We start from the raw sequence: 16,908 nt of genomic DNA, 5'->3' as shown, positions 1-16,908 counted from the left end.
GGTTAGTTTACTCTAGAGGAGAGAGCTTCTTGAAATTGCCTGATACCTTCTACAAGGGGATGTACATTACACCAGGTTTGTAAAGCTTCATTTGCATCATAGTAACGATATTCCAATAGACAACGGTTCAGTAGGAGTCGCAAATGAGCTTCATCTCGCTTGGGTTGCCTATGTTGGTAGACACTTGCCAATACGTCCCACTGATTTTCTTGAATTTGACGACGGTAGGTTTGTCGTGCTTCTTCAACAGCCCGCCTTACTGCTTGAGCATTGATGGGTAATTCCTCTGTCCAATCAATGGCTTTTTGAATTAGCTGCATGAGGTTTCTGACATGCCCTCCACTCATAAAACAAAGCTGATCTAACGTTTCTGGGCTATCAAAAACTGGAGGTACATCTAATCCTGCTACAGAACCCACTAAAGTTTGAGTAAGTCTGGGCTCGATGATTTGAATACGTCGCAAAACCACTTCCTTGAGCTTGGTCAGGCCTTGCTGATTAACACTATTGTCAGGATTACGCACCATAACCATAGGTAATACATCAGGCGTATCGTAATTATCTTCTAATCGCGTTGCCCGACCAGAGTAGACCATGGTTATAGGGACAGTGTAGATAACATGGCATTCTAAGCCCCTGAGCATTTCACTGCGATTCAGATAAATTTCATCGTAGTTGCTGGGTTTGCCTTCTTCTTTTGTTTCTACAATTCGGTCTAAATTATCGACAATAATTACTAAATCGCGATTTTTATCAGGTGGTAATACTTTCCGGGCTTCGTTAATAAAGTCGTTGAGCGCATCTATTAAAGAGCGAGTATTCTCATTAATTCTTTTACGTAATTCTCGTCGTTTACTTGGGACTGCTTTCAGGTTGGCCATGATTGTCGCAAATTGAGCAACCTGAGCTTCCAAGCCTAAACCTTCAAATTCCACTTCAGTTAGAGCTAAGTCCTTCAGGGATTCCCAACGTTGCTCAAGCCACTGAAGTAAAGGATTGTGATTAATTAGCTTGATTTCCTCCACTAAATGACGGGTACAAGCAAACAGAATTTCTGCATAGTCTGTGTCTTGAGGTTCAATATCTAGCTCATCAGCGGCAAAGTAGACGACAAAATACTTTTTTTCCTCTAGATACTCTTTGAGTCTTAGAAGTTCTGTAGATTTGCCTACGCCTCGGTGTCCTGTGTAAAGTTGGCAAGTTGACTTTTTCGAACGAGTAATCTTACGTCCCAGTTCTCGAACGACATCCCATTTGCCACGAACTTCTTGACAATCCACATAAGCTTCCTTTGAAGGTGGTTGAAAAGGTTCAAAAGAGCTGTAAATCTCTATCAATAATTCTTCTGAGTTCAAATTCAAGGGAAACCTCACTTAGACCGACATTCGAAGCTACGGTGATGACCTAGGACACGAAATTCTACGCTTTGAATTTTTACGTACTTGCCAAAGTAATGTCTCTAATAGTTTTTCCCTGATTTCTAAAGTTATTAGATATGAAATACAGAATGAGTTTAACAATAGATGTTTCAACTGTCGTTAGCCTATGGTACGAGTAATGTTTTCGAAGCTATTTCAATTCCCTGTATTAAGGATAGATAACCTAAACTATTAATGTTAATTTTTTTATTGATCTTTGACTAGATCATTAGTATTTATGCAATCGGATGATTTCAGTAAATCCTTTGATCGATTTCGGATTTCACCGTTGATTAAGGTGACGTTACTGAGTTTTTATGTGGCCCTATTGCTACCGTTGCCGTTTTTAGCTCAGGTGACAACTGCGCCCGTTAGTCCTGGGTTGCTAGTGGCATTGGCGCTGCTGGGTGCGTTGTTTTTAGGGGCGGGTTTGAGTGAGCGGGTGGAAACCTCAGATCAGGGGATTGCCATGGTATCGCCATTGCCATGGCGGGGATGGTCGCTGACATGGTCTGAGATTACGGCACTCAAGCCCCGCTCCACGGGACAGAATGGAACGGTTTATTACTTGATGACAGCAGCGGCAGACCGGGCCTATCTTTTGCCGATGCGGGTGGTAGGGTTTGCTCGACTGGTGCGTACGGTGGAGGCAAAGACGGGGCTTGATACTCAGGATGTGACACCGTTGGCACAGCCCTGGATGTATCTGTTTTTACTAATCATGACGGTCTTTCTGCTGCTCATGGATGCCTGGACAGTGTGGACTGCCACCCATGGTGGTATCGCATGAAAGACGACAGCATCCTAGACTTTACGGAGGTATCCTTGCGAGCCGGAGTCGGTATTGGTCTGCTGTTGGACCAGGTTTCGTTTGCGATCGCACCCAAAACCCGCTTAGCCATTGTCGGTCCCTCAGGGGCAGGTAAAACCTCCCTACTACGGTTGATGAACCGTCTAAGTGAGCCCAGCAGTGGGCAGATTACCTATCGACAGCGGCCCCTGTCCCACTATCCGGTGGTAGAACTACGCAGGCAGATTGGTCTGGTGATGCAGGATAGTAAACTCCTAGAGCAATCGGTAGAAGAGACCCTGTGCTACCCTGCTCGACTGCGGGGAGTGGGTGCTGCATCTGCCAGGCGTACGCTACAACCCTGGCTAGAACGGCTAAAAATTCCTCAAGATTGGCTAGGTCGGCAGGCTGTAGAACTATCAGTGGGGCAGCGACAGCGAGTTGCGATCGCCCGTACCCTAGCGACTAGCCCTGATATCGTCCTATTGGATGAACCCACAGCGGCCCAAGACATGGGCTATGCCCACCATTTGCTTTCCTATCTCGCCAGTCCAGATAACCCTAGTACCGTGATGATGGTAAATCATCAGCTAGAGCTGATGGCCGACTGGGCTACCCATGTTCTGTATTTGGACCAGGGCAAACTGGTTAGTTATCAGTCTATTAGCCAGGTAGATTGGTTAGTCCTAAAGCAAGGCATCATAAACGCCCAAAACAATGACGAATGGGGCGATGATAATTGGTAGGGGTGTTCTATGGAACGCACCTACATAGGTAGAGACAGCTAACCAACTGCATTAATCGCGTTTACGGCACCCACACTCACTGGCTGAGGACCACTATGGCTATCTAGTCGTTCAATATTGAGTCGATAGCCCACATTGCGCACAGTTTGAATAACACTGGGCTGACGCGGATCGACTTCAATTTTTTTGCGCAGAGATAGGACGTGGGTATCGACGGTGCGAGGGTTATCAATGGCATCAGGCCAGGCACGTCGTAGTAGATCAGCCCTGCTTAATGGAGACCCCTCGGCTTGGGTCAGAACATAAATTAGACTAAATTCCTGGGGCGTCAGGTCGATAAACTGCTCCTTGAACCTGACCCGACGCTGCACCAGGTCAATATTTAAATCACCATAGGTCAGGGAGACAGGGGCCGTTATCTTGCGATTGCGTCGGGTTAACGCTTCGACTCGGGCCAAAAATTCTTGCATACCAAAGGGCTTTTTCAGATAGTCATCAGCCCCAGCCTGTAGACCTGCTACTACATCCGGTTCGCCCGATTTGGCTGAGAGGATCATAATCAGTGGACGACCCCGCTGCTGTAACCACTGGCATAGCTCCAGACCATTACCGTCTGACAGCTCCGTTTCCATGATCACCAGATTCGGTTGGACTGTCTGAAAGGTTTCCTTGGCCCGCATGATATCAGCAGACTGGTTGACACGATAACCTGCCTGCTGAAGATGCCAACTGAGTAGCGATCTCAGATGGGGGTTACCCTCGATGATTTGAATACACGTAGAGGCCACGGCAAACTAAAGGAAGCCTAGGCTTCATAACACTCTCGTAGAAGAGTATCAAAAATCTCAATAATGTTTTGTAGTTGCGGCTACGGGCTAGGGATATGTCCGTATTTATATTCGATCATTATGTAGATACTCATATCAAAGAATACATGGACATTCGCTATCAAGGTAAATTCACTGGTCAAACCCTATACATTTGCAAAAGAAACTGCCAATCATCATGCCTAAGCTGATAAAATCTTAGAGAGAATACGGAAAAAACAAAAAAAGTTTACATAAACCACGTTCAAATTGAAACCTGTAGATTCTTCTACGGAAAGATGACTGTCCTAGACGTGGATGTGTTTTAACTCTGAGTTCGAGCAATAGACATCTTTGTATCTACCCCCTTCAATTCTCGTTCTCAGTCTTATTTTTTCCGTCGTCACATAACCTTGCCCCTTCGGTTAAATGTCGGTTATTTAGCAGAAAGTCAATTAAATCATCCCCCATTATTTGATCACCCATAGCGATAGCAAATAGGTCTTAAGTGAGCGGTATAGAGGAGGCCCATACATTATGCTTCAAGATGCAAAATCAATTCGCTATTACCAGCGGATTACAGATGCGTTAGTTGATCAGTGGAATCGTGGATATCGTTCTGATGATCTACGGCGCTACGTTGCTGGATATTTAGCAGCTCTTCACCATTCTGATGCGCTAGAGCCCTATCTTATTCATCGTTTGGAGGCGGAGGTAGGCCGATTTATGTTTGATTCATCCAATTTTGCATTGGCACAGCCCCAACCTGAACCTGACTATCGCTAGCGAGACAGAACCAAATGAGGTCATAAAGAAGGGAGCATTCACACAGACTAGAATGCTCCCTTCTTTATAAATTAATTATTTCAAGGACAATGGTTACATCCTCTGAGTCCCCATTAGGAGGCCAGAGCTACTTCAACCATCTCTTGTAGCTTACCGTTTTGATATAGCTCAATCAAGATGTCTGAGCCACCGACAAACTCACCACTGATATAAACCTGGGGAATTGTGGGCCAGTTGGAATATTCCTTGATGCCCTGACGAATGTCATAGTCAGCGAGCACATCAATCGATTCGTAGGGAGCACCCAGGGAGTTTAGAATCTGGGCGACATTATTGGAAAAACCACATTGGGGCATCAATTTGGTGCCCTTCATGAATACAACGATTTTGTTAGATGCGACCAAGCTGTCGATTTTTTCTTTGACTTCTGGAGACATGGCTAAGGCACTCAATGGTTAGGCTAATTATTTGCTGTTGCTGACTTCAAGGAATGACCCTGTCTGTTGTAATCACTAAATTGTCAGTACATCACAGATTAAGTCAATCGAGGAGCAGCAATGGTTAGTTCTTTAACGATCTTATCGGACTGTTTGCTGAGCTGCGTCAGGTTTGCTGAGCCCACTCTTCGGGGGTAAAGGTTTTGAGGGTAAGGGCATGGAGATCGCCAGATGCCATAGCCGCATTAACACTCCCATAAACCAGTTGATGCTGCTTAATGAGGTTGAGTCCCTCAAATGATGTGGACACAATTGTAGCCTGGTAATGATCGCGAGTGCCTGTCAGGTCCTGGATGATGACCTGGGCATCAGGTAGTTGGGATTTGATCAGTTGCTCTACTTGGTCAGCAGGAATCATAGGGTTAGCACATAAAGGCAATTCTAAGCCTAACGCGGACGGTGGGCATTGCCCAACCCTACGGCGATGTGGCGGTTTCTTCGGTCACTACATAAGGCTGGGCTACAAACCCAATTTCGAGCAGTTGGTCGTAGGCTTGCTTACCAAGGTCGCGGGTTGGATTTTGGCTGCTAAGCACTTCTACCAGTAGAGGAATGGCTAGTGTAGACTGCTGCTGTGCTTGATAGGCAAGGGCCTGTCGCAAGGAAGCCTGGTCTCGAAGTTCAGCTGCGTCTAGCGCTTTTTCACGCATCTCGGTACTAACGCGCCTATCAATACCGGTAAAGGTAGTAAATAGGCTCTGATAGTAGCTAGAGGAGGTATTTAAGGTCTCCCGCGCAGTTTGCAAACGGGCTACGGCTGTCCCGTAATCCCCAGCAGCATGGGCATCTGCGGCCTCGTCCATCAGCAGCTTAGCGGCTCTGATACCAGTGGGATTATCGTCTTGATTGAGGGGACGAGCAACATCGGCTATAGCGGTACTGGGATCTTCAGACCCGGTACGACGATAGGGACGGCTGACAAAACCCAGTTCGAATAGCTGGCGATAAGCATCTAGACCTAACTCACGAGTCGGCCCCTGACTCTGGACGATCTCGACCAGTAGGGGAACGGCCAACTCTGCCTGACCCTGGGCACGATAGATCAGGGCTTGTCGTAACGTAGCGCGATCGCGCAGCTGTGCCGAATCACGGGCACTGGTCCGTAAACTGCCGCTGATGTCAGCGTCTATACCTGTAAAAGCTTCAGCAATATCCTGGTAGCTATTGGACGTTTGGTTTAAACTCTCTCTTGCCGCTTGTAGCTTGCGGATGGCCAAATCATAATCCTGACTATCGATGGCCGTTTCAGCCTCTGCCAGGAGTGTTTCCCCAGCAGCAAGTCCCAGACCATCATCTAATTGAGCTAAGAGGGTGGCCTGAGGGGCTCCTTCTGTGGTGAACTCTGCTGTTGTAGGAGCTGCAGGAGCAGAGGGAGCCATCAGCGCTATGCTAGCGGCTGCTCCTATAAAGGAGAACATACCTGGTTGAAGAATGCGCGAAAAGGAAACCATGGAGCCGACTAAGTTGATGACAACGCGGGATAAAAAGCGTAACGATTTGATCTACGAGGGTGATTTAGTTTTAAAACCCTAATATATCGTTACAGAGGTTATCAATACACATGTCTTACATTTTCAGGCATTGTGCCTATTGTCAAAGTGGATATTGTCCGTGGGATACCTGAAATTATGACAGGAGAAAGCTTACAAGGAGTCAGTCCAGAGCAAGCGGGAGTCATCTTGCAGCGGGGGGGCGAGGAGCTATTACTCTACAAAGTTCCTAATTGGTTGACGATCCGGTTGGATGAGTTGACAGAGCAGTCGGCTCTGCTAGAGCAATTAAAGGCCCAGTGGCAGCCCCTTGCTATCCGCTCTGTTGCCCGAGGGCAGTTAGTCGCTATTAAGGTGCGGCGGCAGCAGCTGGAGTCTTGTTTACAAACTGCTCGACAGTTAACCCAGGTCAAGTTTGCTAGCCACGTGTATGAACTGGCCGCGAGTCCCAAGACCCATCTCTATTTACTTGAGCAACTGACGGTACAGTTTGCGACGGGGTTTCCATTAAGAGCCATTGATGAACTCGCAAAGGAGCTGGGGTTGATTCGAGAGAAAGGCTTGGCTGGGACAGAGCGGATCTATGTCTTTAGGGTGAGCAAGGCAGCGGCAGAAAATCCAATTAAGTTAGCTAACCGGTTAATGCGCTATGGAGAGGTCCTGGTGGCAGAACCGAATATAGTGGTATCCACGGCACCGCTGTATCGTCCTAGGGATCAGCTTTATAGCCAACAATGGCACCTACAACATCAGGGCGGTCGGGGGTTGGCGGTCAACTCTCACATCTCAGCAGAAAAGGCCTGGGATATTACCCGTGGCAGTCGGTCGGTGGTGATTGCGGTAACTGATGATGCCTTTGACCTTAATCATCCAGACCTCCAGGGGATCGGCAAGCTGGTGGCTCCCTCAGATCTAAAGCATCAAGATGGGCTACCGATACCCAGTCAAGATTATGAAAACCATGGAACAGCGGTGGCAGGTTTAGCGGTAGGCGAAGAAACCGGTAATGGCATCGTTGGTGTGGCTCCAGGCTGTAGCTTTATGCCTATTCAAACGACCGGGTATTTGGATGATGAATCGATTGAACAACTGTTTGAATGGGCCGTTGGGCAAGGGGCTTCGGTAATCTCCTGTAGTTGGTCACCAGCAGCGGTGTATTTCCCTCTATCCTTACGTCAGCGCAATGCGATCAACCAAGCTGCTACCCAAGGCCGAAATGGGAAAGGCTGTGTGGTGCTATTCTCAGCAGGCAATGCCAATCGACCGTTAAACGGCAAGGTAAATGAGAAAGGTTGGCCCAGGAGAGCGCTACAAGGTGTGACCCAATGGCTGGGTGGCTTTGCCATGCATCCGGATGTGATTACAGTCTCGGCCAGCACCAGCTTGAATCGGAAGGCCGTCTATAGCAATTGGGGCAGGCATGTATCGGTGGCTGCACCCAGCAATAATGGCGCACCGAGTATGGCGCTTCCCAATGTGGGGCAGGTAGAAACAGGGCCTTTGGTGAAAGCGGGATTTGACGGCCTGGGGATGACCACTGCCGATCGCACGGGGGGAACTGGCTATAACAAAAGTAACTACACCAGTAGCTTTGGCGGCACATCCAGCGCTTGTCCAGTGGTGGCAGGCGTCGTCGGACTGATGTTATCGGCGAATCCAGACCTAACGGCAGGAGATGTCAAACAAATTTTGCAGAATACCGCCGACAAAATTGAAGATAAGAATCCTGATCCTCAGCTGGGGCTAACCTATGGTGATTATGACGACAGTGGTCATTCCCGCTGGTTTGGCTATGGCAAGGTCAATGCCTACAAAGCTGTCAAAGCATCCAAAGATCGCCACTTAGCCACTCGCAGATTGAGTAAGACCATTGAGCAGACCAGTGCTGTAACGGTCGCGATCCCATCGGATAGAACGGCCATGCAACGGGCTGGTATTACGATTAATCAGTACGGTGTAGTCCAAGATATCCAAGTCTACGTAGATATTCGTCACGGCTTTTTAGGGGATCTCTCCATTTCAGTGATTGCCCCCCAGGGGAAGACAGTGCTGTTACAGGGACGTACTTTAGGGCGACAGACGCAACTGCGTAAAACCTTTACCTTTGAAAACACCCCAGCCCTGAGTCTGCTAATGAATCATGGGATACATGGTCGTTGGCAGCTCAAGATTATGGACCATACTGAGACACATCAAGGACAACTGTCACAATGGCTACTAAAACTAGGCGTCTAGCAGAGATATCTACGCCATTTGTCGTATAGATAAAATCCTTATGTCATGAGCTTCTCAGCTTGCGATATACCTATATGTAGGGTTGGTAGCATAGCTTACTCACTTTTCTTCTGAGGATGCTAAATTGGCAGTATGCCGCTTTTATTAGCGCAATACTCGTTGCCAGCATTTTTTTATGTGGTTGGCTTACTGGTTTTATCTACATGTCCTTAGTTTTTAGCTTCTACCGTATTTGTGGGGACATTACTGGTTCATCTCAGACACATAGATATCAGGGTTTTATGTTTCATCAGCGTTAGTCAAGGGACGCTGATTTAGGTGTGGGGGAGTTTTTATCGTCAGATGTCAGGTTATGGCTAGCTTCTTGGAGCAGTGCTAGAAACCAACTATTTAGATGGTAAAAACGAATCTTTTTAATTGGATCCGTAGTTCATTTTCTCAGTGGTTCGTAGTTCAGTTTCTCGAAGAGTACCAGCGGCCCTTTGGGCGTTGGTGGGACAAGTCCAAACGTGGGATGACTGGATTCGTAATTCAGCTTCTCGAAGAGTACCAGCGGCCCATTAGACGCTGGTGGGATAAGTCCAAAATCGGGATGACTGGATTCGAACCAGCGGCCCCTTCGTCCCGAACGAAGTGCGCTACCAAACTGCGCTACATCCCGTCTCAGTCAACTCTAAGCAGTCCTTAATGCAAGCAAATTATATTTGAAGCGTTGCTGCTACTTGTTGCTGTTACCAAACTAGGTTATCACACTAGTCTGGTGCGGTCTCTCGGTAAATCCTGATAAGGGTTTACCAGCATAAATCAGGCGCAGATTCATAGCATGGACTATTATTTCCAGAGCCTTTACCGATATTTCAATGTTATCGGTGTGTATCCGTTAGTTTCTTTATATACCTAACGTTTCAATCTGGTTTTATATGTGCATGCTTAACCTAAAGGGTGCTAATCATTTTCAATTCATTGATATACATTTTAAGTTTGCCGTTATTGGACGCTGTAATTTCCTGTAGATAGGTAAGGAATCACCGAGTCTGCCAATGTAGCGAAAAATGACCGCTTAGGAGACAATCCGTGTTTGCTCTCAATATTGACTGTTCAAATGCTGCCGACATATTAGAGGCAGATGTATTGAACATTACCGATGTCCCTACGGGATTCGATTTTCAAAGTTTAGCTCCCTTGGAAATGGTAACGACCCAGTTTTCTGAGGTTAGCTTTGGTTGCGCGATCGCACTTATTCCATCTAATCCACGCTTTGTGGCGAAGGTTGGTCAGCTAGTGGTCATGCCGACTGGCAACGATAACCACCTGTCCATTGCCCTGGACGATACCGTTGACTCCTTTTGTCTGTGGGGACGATGTACTCAGCCCATGCTACTCAAGGTCTTAGAAGCCAACGGTCAGGTTTTAGAAATACATAGTGATAAAGCGTTTCGATGGCCTAGTAGTTCAGAAACCCATCTGTTACCCCTGCAGATTCTGAAGCTGGAAAACATGAGCAAGATTGCCATGATCGAGCTATCCGCTGATGCCCCTTTTACCATTGAAGGACTGTCCGTATAACCTACCTGCCAATTAGGATGATTTAGCTATAGATTTTTGCCGAATTTACTGTCTAGGCAACTCTTCTTGCCCCTAGGCAGTCCATTTCAGTAAGGCTAAGTTCAAAAAACACAATGCTACTGAGTTCTACCCTCTAGCATTTCCTAGGGACACTGTTTAAACTGCGGGGGGAATCGCTCAGGATTCCCTGTTGCATCCGTGTATTCCTTAGACGTTGCATTACTGAAACTATTATGGCAGCTGTATTATCTCCATCGGTATTTGTAGGTAAATCAATCAAATTTGGTACAGATGGTTGGCGTGGCATGATTGCCGCCGACTTTACCTTTGAGCGAGTAGATTTGGTCGCCGCTCTGTCTGCCAAAGTGCTTGAAGAGTGCTACGGCAGTAACGGGAGTCGTACCGTGATTGTGGGGTATGACCGTCGGTTTCTATCGCCCGAATTTGCCAGTCATGCGGCTGAAGCTGTCGCCCAGGCTGGCTACGATGTGTTGCTATCCGAATGCTTTGCGCCCACACCCGCGTTTAGCTGGGCCGCCCATGCCCAAGGAGCCCTGGGGGCCATTGTCATTACGGCCAGTCATAATCCAGCTGCCTATTCTGGCTTGAAGGTCAAAGGTGCATTTGGCGGCTCGGTACCTCCAGAGGTCACCAAGAAAGTAGAGGCTTTAATCCCCGCAGGTAAACCCGTGGCAGGGACACCGGGTACGATCACATCTTTTGATCCCTGGCCCAGCTACTGCGAAGCACTCCAAGGCATGGTGGATATCGATGCAATTCGCGGGGCTATTGCCGATGGCAAGCTCACCGTGTTTGCTGATGTCATGCATGGTTCAGCCGCAGGCGGATTTGAAAAGATTTTGGGCATGCCCATCCATGAGATCAATGGCGATGCCGATCCTCTATTTGAGGGAGGGGCTCCAGAACCGCTACCTAAATATATTCCTAAGCTCTACAAGGCGATTAAAGATCGCTATCAGTCTGGTGCTGAAGGGCTAACGGTGGGGATTATCTTTGATGGAGATAGCGATCGCGTTGCCGGTATGGATGGCCAGGGTGAGTTTCTCAGCTCCCAGGTCTTGATCCCCATTTTGATTGATCACCTCAAGGCCCGTCGTGGTTTTGATGGTGAAGTGATCAAGACCATCAGCGGCTCGAACCTGATGCAAAAGGTTGCTCAGATGCACGGTCTGTCGGTCCATGAAACCCCCATCGGCTATAAGTACATTGCCGATCGGATGCTGGAAACCCAGGTATTGATCGGTGGTGAAGAATCTGGCGGAATTGGCTATGGCCACCATATTCCGGAGCGGGATGCGCTACTTTCGGCGCTGTACCTGTTAGAAGCTGTTGTGAAAAGTGGTAAGGACTTTGGCCAACTCAACCAGGCCCTGCGCCAGCAAACTAACTTCGAAGGCGCGTATGATCGGATTGATCTGCCCTTAGCCAATATGGATGTACGGGCTAAACTGCTAGATAGTTTACAAAATTCCACACCTAAAGAAGTGGCTGGTAAGGCAGTCAGTAATGTATTGTCCATCGATGGTTACAAGTTTAGTTTGGCCGATGGTAGCTGGCTGTTAATTCGATTTAGTGGGACCGAGCCAGTGTTGCGCCTTTATTCTGAAGCCGCGACTATTGAGGACGTCCATCAGAACTTGAACTGGGCTAAGGACTGGGCAAAGTCGGTGAGTTAGGCCAGCTATGATGGGGGTAATTATAAAGGATGGCCCATGTAGGTACCTACATGGGATGCCCCTCTGAATTGTCTTTTTGAATTTGGGATTTGGACCATGTCCGTTAAGGGCATGGTCCTTTTTTGTATGGTGTTGCTGATCCGAACTATAATTTCATCTGCCAGGTTTTGGCCAAGTCTGCTGTGTTCGGATCGATTCATCCTAAAAAATCAGCAACGGCTAATTTTTTTGACAAGAGGTCGGTTGTCCCGTGTGATTCATGGCTCGTTTTTCTACAGATACCTCGGATATCGAGTTAATTCATAGCCTGAGAGCTGGACACCAGGAAGCCCTTGCCGTTCTCTATGATCGCTATGGTGGTTTGGTTTATACAGTTGCGTTAAGACTACTCAAGCAACCGGCTGAAGCTGAGGACCTGACCCAGGATATATTTTTCAATTTCTGGAAACAAAATAAGTATGATCCTGGCCGAGCTGTATTGAGTACCTATCTAGGATTGGTTGCTCGCTCACGGGCGTTAGATCGGATCGCAAAACGAAGTACTCAACAACGTTCTCTCCAGCGACTCCAGGGAAGTATTCCGGAGCGTGCCATGACGCCTCTGGAAAATGCCACGTTGTCGGAACAACAAGAGACAGTACAACAGGCACTCTCTCAGCTTAAAGACCAGCAGCGTCAAGTGTTGGAGATGAACTTTTATCAGGGAATTAGTCATGCAGACATCGCTCGACAGTTAGATATGCCGTTGGGAACTGTAAAAACTCGAGCCCGTCAGGGACTCATTGAACTGAGAAGGCGATTGGGGGGAGCGGTCGGATGAATCCCAACAAGATGCCAAACCCGTTGCCTGAAGAGAAACGAATGCTGCTTGCCGGGTATGTATTGGGGGATTTGGTCCCTGAGGAAAGAGAGCGGGTGGAACAGCTGGTGCTGGATGATCCGGTGATGTTAAAGGAGCTGCAGGCACTGCAGGCAAGTTTTGAAGTCATGCCCCAGGGGTTGGTCCCAGTGGTGCCACCGGCTCATCTGCGGGAACGAATTGTGATGCGGTCTAGTAAGGCTGTTGGTGTTCGTGAGCCTAGAGAACCTGAGGTGAGACAATCTAGAGGAAAGATTTGGCCGGTGTTGGTGGGAGTGGTTGCGATCTCTACCCTGGCCCTAGCTATGGATAACCTGCGTCTGCGCAACCAATTAGCCCAACGGATAAAGTCAGACCGAGTGGCTTCAATTTTGCAACAGCCCAACAGTCGTCTGATTGCCCTTACGGGGGACGGGAACGATGCAGCTGGTACACTCCTCTTTACCCCTGGTAATTGGCAAGAGGTGATTGTCTCTCTGGGGGATTTGCCACCACTACCGCCCGAAGAGATTTATCGCATGTGGTTAATGCTGGAAAATGGCACTGTCATCTATTGTGGTGAATTTAATACCCAGAACGACGGTTCGGTTTTTGTCCGATTTACGCCTGATGAAACGCCCCCCAAAGGTGTTAAAGCGACGCAACTGCTGGTCACGATTGATGGCAGTCAGACCGAGCCTGATCCATCGAGAGAGCCAGTGATGACGGGGGCGATCTAGTGGTTGCTGCAGTTACATTTACGCCCATTGCCTATATTGAATCATGCTATCCCGATCGGTTTGGGATTCCCCGGCAGGCAGGGTTGGTAACGTCGGCCTATGGGGATATTGTTTTTGAGGCAACAGAAGAGAATAAGTTGGCACTACGGGGAATTGAAGAGTTTTCTCACCTGTGGGTGTTGTTTGTTTTTCATGGGCAAACCTATGGGAACTTTAAGCCTTTGGTGAGACCCCCTCGGCTGGGCGGTAATAAAAGCGTTGGGGTGTATGCCACGCGTAGTCCCAATCGCCCCAATGCCATTGGCATGAGTGCGGTAAAACTGTTGAGTGTAACTGAGAAAGAGAGAAAGTTACGACTACAGGTGCAAGGGGGAGACTTTTTAGATGGGACTCCGGTGATTGATGTGAAGCCCTATGTGCCTTACGCAGATGCGCTTGCAGATGCTCACGCAGCTTGGGCGGTCAGGCAAGAAACGTCTTTGCCCGTGCGATGGAGTGTTGAGTCAGAGGCGATATTATCTGAGTGTCTAGAGCCAGGGTCGAAAAAATTGCGGTGTTTGATTGAAGAGACATTGGGGCAGGATCCGCGACCGGGGTATGAACGGGGAAAGGATGGAAGACCAGGCCAGCGATGGACTATGCAGATCAGTCACTACAGGGTTTTCTGGGTTGTTCACCATGGGATTGCAACCGTCACTAAATTAGTGGACGTGGAGCACTAACCAGAACTAGCCCTGATGTTTGAGAGGTAAGATAATGTCAAAGGTACTTCCCTGGTGCAACGTAGATTGGCAGTGTAACTGACCGTGGTGGCGCTGAATCGTTTGATAGGCATTGGAGAGTCCTAAACCCACACCCTGGCCAATGGGCTTGGTGGTAAAAAACGGGTCAAAAATGTGCCCATAGTTTTCTGGGGCAATACCAATGCCATTATCACTAATACTGATCAATAAACAATTTTCCTGTTGCTGAGTGGTAATTGTGATTTCTGGCGCTGACAATTCCTGCGCACTATTCACTTTTGCATCGATAGCATCAATCGCATTGAGCATTAGTTGAAAAATAGCCTGATTGAGCAGCTGAGGGTAACACTTCACCTGACTGAGAGGCAAGTGATAGTTTTTATGTAATTGAATTGCAGCTCTTGATGGGGAAGCCTGTAGTCGATGGTTGACCATGATTAGGGTATGGTCAATTGCCTCGTGGATATCGATAATTTTCTCGGTTGCTTGATCCAGATGGGAAAAATTGCGCAGTTCTTGGATAATGGCTTCTAGCCGAGTTGTGCCGGTTTTCATGGAGCGCAGCACATTAGGGATATCCTTCAGGATAAAGTCCAGGTCGAGGCTATTTAATTGTTCTTGGGCATATTCTGACGGTATCAATGGATTAGTTCGATAAATTTCGATCGCCTTTGCTAACTGTTGAACATATTCCTCCATCGGTGCTAAGTTCCCTTCAATAAAGGTGAGAGGATTATTCATTTCATGGGCAATACCGGCAACCATTTTACCCAGGCTAGATAGTTTTTCAGCTTGGATGAGTTTACTCTGGGTTGTTTTGAGTTCGGCAAGAGTAGCCCTTAATTGTTCTTCAGCAAGGGTTTGTTGGTGTATTTTTTCTTCTAAAATGTTGTTAGTGATTTGGACCTTTTTCAGAGCTTGGTGTAACCTCAAATGGGTTTTGACGCGAGCAATGATTTCGGCTTCCTGAAATGGCTTGGTAACATAGTCGGCTGCACCCAATTGAAAGGCCCTAACTTTGCTTTCAGTATCGGTTAGAGCCGTCATGAAGATAATGGGGATATTAGCAGTTTTAGGATTGCGCTTTAACTGTTGGCAGGTTTCAAATCCGCTGATGCCTGGCATCATCACATCTAGCAGAATGATATCTGGCCTGGCATAGGTGACTTTTTCTAACGCACTTTCTCCTGACTTGGCAATGAGTACCTCAAAATCATTAGCATCTAGACATTCAGAGATCACGCTTAAATTATGGGAGTTGTCATCAACGACTAAAACGGTACCTAACGGCATAGTTTGCTCATTCATGGTGGTTACTCGGTCTGCCCATTCGCGATCGCATCCTTGAGAAACTGTGTCAGTTCTTGCTCTTGGAAATCTGTGACAAACATTTGAATCTGTTGAGCAAATGCGGTGTAAGTTGGATCTGTTTCTGTGAGTTGTTTTACCTGCTGTTTTATCTTCTTGAGATTACCTTGAAGGGCTAAGTGATGTAGGGATTGAAGGATATCCTCAGGTGGAAAATGGAGATTGATAGTGGTTGATTCTAAATCAGATGCAGGTATGGTTGCTGCGTAGAGCCAGGTTAAGTTTAGGTGGGCTTGGAGAACCTTGAAGAGACTGTCTGCCTGCACGGGCTTGGGCAAAAACTCGTTACTCCCTGCCAGTAAACTATTTTGCTCATCAACGGCGCTAACGCTAGCGGAGGAGGCAATAATTGGTAACGTTTGCCATGCATCCAATTGGCGTAGCTGTTTAATTAGAGTAAATCCATCCATCACCGGCATAATCAGATCTGTAATGATGGCGTCAGGTCGGCATTGGTCAAGCTTATCAAGGGCATCTTGACCATGGATGGCTTCAGTGACTTCAAATCCAATATCAGCTAACAGATTAGTCAATACATCCCGATTTTCCCAACGATCATCGACCACCAGGATATGACGGGGTGGTCCATCGTAGCCTGTGATCGCTTGATGGGGTTTAACTGAATTGGCTGCTGAATAACTTGAACAAGGGGTAATGGGAATGGTGAAATCAAAGGTACTGCCCTGACCGACCTGGCTTTGTAGCTGGATAGTGCCCCCCATTAGTGTCACGATTTGTTGGCTAATGGCTAAGCCCAGACCTGTTCCTTCTGAGCGTTTTTGTTGTTGACCCACTTGTTCAAAGGGGGCAAAAATCTGTTGGCTTTGTTCTGGAGAGATGCCGATACCGGTGTCTTCTACGGAAAAATTTAGCTTGCAGGCGGTATCATCATCACCTTCTTCCTCTTCTTGGTTGACGCGTAGAGTTACCTGACCATTGTCGGTAAATTTGATAGCGTTACTAAGGAGATTGAGGAGTACCTGGCGGAGTCGTTTATCGTCGGTGATGATGCCTGTCGGTAATGTTTCATCAAATGTGTATTGAAATCCGATACCCTTTTGTTCAGCCTGGATTTGACAAATTTCAACAATACTCTGTAGCAGAGCGCTTAAACTCAGATCTTGCACCCGTCTCAAATGAGACAGTAGTACATATAGATTAACCAAAATAGCCCAATTTCTGAGAAAA

16 protein-coding genes and 1 tRNA gene are annotated in these 16,908 nt (G+C 47.5%); 9 read left to right on the top strand and 8 right to left on the bottom strand.

Going from position 1 to position 16,908, the window contains the following annotated elements:
* Positions 1 to 2 precede the first annotated feature (2 nt).
* Positions 3 to 1,361, bottom strand: a complete 1,359-nt coding sequence (locus tag IXB50_RS19710; protein WP_246564732.1) for an ATP-binding protein — start codon at positions 1,359 to 1,361, stop codon at positions 3 to 5.
* Positions 1,362 to 1,656: 295 nt separating this feature from the next.
* Here IXB50_RS19710 and IXB50_RS19705 point away from each other — a divergent pair, with 295 nt between their 5' ends.
* Positions 1,657 to 2,208, top strand: coding sequence for a hypothetical protein (locus IXB50_RS19705; RefSeq protein ID WP_215610709.1), 552 nt, complete (start codon positions 1,657 to 1,659; stop codon positions 2,206 to 2,208).
* Positions 2,205 to 2,954: an ABC transporter ATP-binding protein gene (locus IXB50_RS19700; protein WP_215610708.1), complete on the top strand. Its 750-nt coding sequence runs from the start codon at positions 2,205 to 2,207 to the stop codon at positions 2,952 to 2,954. Before IXB50_RS19705 ends, IXB50_RS19700 begins: the two co-directional genes overlap by 4 nt.
* Before the next feature lie 38 nt (positions 2,955 to 2,992).
* Here IXB50_RS19700 and IXB50_RS19695 read toward each other — a convergent pair whose 3' ends face one another.
* Positions 2,993 to 3,742: a response regulator transcription factor gene (locus IXB50_RS19695; protein ID WP_215610707.1), complete on the bottom strand. Its 750-nt coding sequence runs from the start codon at positions 3,740 to 3,742 to the stop codon at positions 2,993 to 2,995.
* A gap of 555 nt (positions 3,743 to 4,297) precedes the next feature.
* Between IXB50_RS19695 and IXB50_RS19690 the strand changes: the two genes are divergently transcribed.
* A complete protein-coding gene (locus tag IXB50_RS19690; RefSeq protein WP_215610706.1) occupies positions 4,298 to 4,546 on the top strand; it encodes a DUF6761 family protein in 249 nt (82 codons plus the stop codon).
* Between the two features lie 113 nt (positions 4,547 to 4,659).
* On the opposite strand, the gene grxD is transcribed toward IXB50_RS19690, so the two are convergent.
* From grxD to IXB50_RS19675, 3 genes are all read right to left on the bottom strand, one after another.
* Entirely contained in the window at positions 4,660 to 4,983 is a 324-nt protein-coding gene (gene grxD, locus IXB50_RS19685; RefSeq protein WP_215610705.1) for a Grx4 family monothiol glutaredoxin, read from the bottom strand.
* 166 nt (positions 4,984 to 5,149) lie between these two features.
* The gene (locus tag IXB50_RS19680) at positions 5,150 to 5,401 is read right to left on the bottom strand and encodes a BolA family protein (protein WP_215610704.1); all 252 of its coding nucleotides are present in this window, start codon (positions 5,399 to 5,401) and stop codon (positions 5,150 to 5,152) included.
* A gap of 58 nt (positions 5,402 to 5,459) precedes the next feature.
* On the bottom strand, positions 5,460 to 6,494 hold the full coding sequence (locus IXB50_RS19675) for a hypothetical protein (protein ID WP_215610703.1): 1,035 nt from the start codon (positions 6,492 to 6,494) through the stop codon (positions 5,460 to 5,462).
* A 177-nt stretch (positions 6,495 to 6,671) separates the two neighbouring features.
* Here IXB50_RS19675 and IXB50_RS22555 point away from each other — a divergent pair, with 177 nt between their 5' ends.
* Positions 6,672 to 8,768, top strand: a complete 2,097-nt coding sequence (locus tag IXB50_RS22555) for a S8 family serine peptidase (RefSeq protein ID WP_216867701.1) — start codon at positions 6,672 to 6,674, stop codon at positions 8,766 to 8,768.
* A gap of 587 nt (positions 8,769 to 9,355) precedes the next feature.
* On the opposite strand, the gene IXB50_RS19665 is transcribed toward IXB50_RS22555, so the two are convergent.
* A tRNA-Pro gene (locus IXB50_RS19665) sits at positions 9,356 to 9,429 on the bottom strand.
* Between the two features lie 413 nt (positions 9,430 to 9,842).
* Here IXB50_RS19665 and IXB50_RS19660 point away from each other — a divergent pair.
* The 5 genes from IXB50_RS19660 (at position 9,843) to tsaA (ending at position 14,331) form a co-directional block, all read left to right on the top strand.
* The gene (locus tag IXB50_RS19660) at positions 9,843 to 10,334 is read left to right on the top strand and encodes a hypothetical protein (protein ID WP_215610701.1); all 492 of its coding nucleotides are present in this window, start codon (positions 9,843 to 9,845) and stop codon (positions 10,332 to 10,334) included.
* A gap of 233 nt (positions 10,335 to 10,567) precedes the next feature.
* Positions 10,568 to 12,031 (top strand): phosphoglucomutase/phosphomannomutase family protein, encoded by a 1,464-nt coding sequence (locus tag IXB50_RS19655; protein ID WP_215610700.1) that lies wholly within the window; start codon positions 10,568 to 10,570, stop codon positions 12,029 to 12,031.
* Between the two features lie 259 nt (positions 12,032 to 12,290).
* Positions 12,291 to 12,851, top strand: coding sequence for a sigma-70 family RNA polymerase sigma factor (locus IXB50_RS19650; RefSeq protein ID WP_215610699.1), 561 nt, complete (start codon positions 12,291 to 12,293; stop codon positions 12,849 to 12,851).
* Complete coding sequence (locus IXB50_RS19645) at positions 12,848 to 13,609, top strand: anti-sigma factor (RefSeq protein ID WP_215610698.1); 762 nt, start codon at positions 12,848 to 12,850, stop codon at positions 13,607 to 13,609. The genes IXB50_RS19650 and IXB50_RS19645 overlap by 4 nt, the downstream gene beginning before the upstream one ends.
* A complete protein-coding gene (gene tsaA / locus IXB50_RS22675) occupies positions 13,609 to 14,331 on the top strand; it encodes a tRNA (N6-threonylcarbamoyladenosine(37)-N6)-methyltransferase TrmO (RefSeq protein ID WP_215610697.1) in 723 nt (240 codons plus the stop codon). The genes IXB50_RS19645 and tsaA overlap by 1 nt, the downstream gene beginning before the upstream one ends.
* A gap of 6 nt (positions 14,332 to 14,337) precedes the next feature.
* Here the strand turns inward: tsaA and IXB50_RS19635 are convergent, their stop codons facing one another.
* Together IXB50_RS19635 and IXB50_RS19630 are read right to left on the bottom strand one after the other, a co-directional pair.
* Positions 14,338 to 15,660, bottom strand: coding sequence for a hybrid sensor histidine kinase/response regulator (locus IXB50_RS19635; protein ID WP_215610696.1), 1,323 nt, complete (start codon positions 15,658 to 15,660; stop codon positions 14,338 to 14,340).
* 5 nt (positions 15,661 to 15,665) lie between these two features.
* The coding region (locus IXB50_RS19630; protein ID WP_215610695.1) for an ATP-binding protein at positions 15,666 to 16,908 on the bottom strand (1,243 nt) is incomplete at its 5' end.

It is taken from the genome of Leptothoe spongobia TAU-MAC 1115 (genome assembly GCF_018739885.1).
In the GTDB taxonomy this organism is placed as follows: Bacteria; Cyanobacteriota; Cyanobacteriia; order Phormidesmidales; family Phormidesmidaceae; genus Leptothoe; species Leptothoe spongobia.
This window is presented reverse-complemented; position numbering and strand designations above follow the sequence as displayed.

Excerpts from the sequence above, each read along its gene's own strand:
- grxD (WP_215610705.1), bottom strand. The coding sequence starts at position 4,983 with ATGTCTCCAGAAGTCAAAGAAAAAATCGACAGCTTGGTCGCATCTAAC.
- IXB50_RS19700 (WP_215610708.1), top strand. The coding sequence starts at position 2,205 with ATGAAAGACGACAGCATCCTAGACTTTACGGAGGTATCCTTGCGAGCC.
- IXB50_RS22555 (WP_216867701.1), top strand. The coding sequence starts at position 6,672 with ATGACAGGAGAAAGCTTACAAGGAGTCAGTCCAGAGCAAGCGGGAGTC.
- IXB50_RS19645 (WP_215610698.1), top strand. The coding sequence starts at position 12,848 with ATGAATCCCAACAAGATGCCAAACCCGTTGCCTGAAGAGAAACGAATG.
- IXB50_RS19655 (WP_215610700.1), top strand. The coding sequence starts at position 10,568 with ATGGCAGCTGTATTATCTCCATCGGTATTTGTAGGTAAATCAATCAAA.
- IXB50_RS19705 (WP_215610709.1), top strand. The coding sequence starts at position 1,657 with ATGCAATCGGATGATTTCAGTAAATCCTTTGATCGATTTCGGATTTCA.
- IXB50_RS19680 (WP_215610704.1), bottom strand. The coding sequence starts at position 5,401 with ATGATTCCTGCTGACCAAGTAGAGCAACTGATCAAATCCCAACTACCT.
- IXB50_RS19650 (WP_215610699.1), top strand. The coding sequence starts at position 12,291 with ATGGCTCGTTTTTCTACAGATACCTCGGATATCGAGTTAATTCATAGC.
- IXB50_RS19675 (WP_215610703.1), bottom strand. The coding sequence starts at position 6,494 with ATGGTTTCCTTTTCGCGCATTCTTCAACCAGGTATGTTCTCCTTTATA.
- IXB50_RS19690 (WP_215610706.1), top strand. The coding sequence starts at position 4,298 with ATGCTTCAAGATGCAAAATCAATTCGCTATTACCAGCGGATTACAGAT.
- IXB50_RS19635 (WP_215610696.1), bottom strand. The coding sequence starts at position 15,660 with ATGAATGAGCAAACTATGCCGTTAGGTACCGTTTTAGTCGTTGATGAC.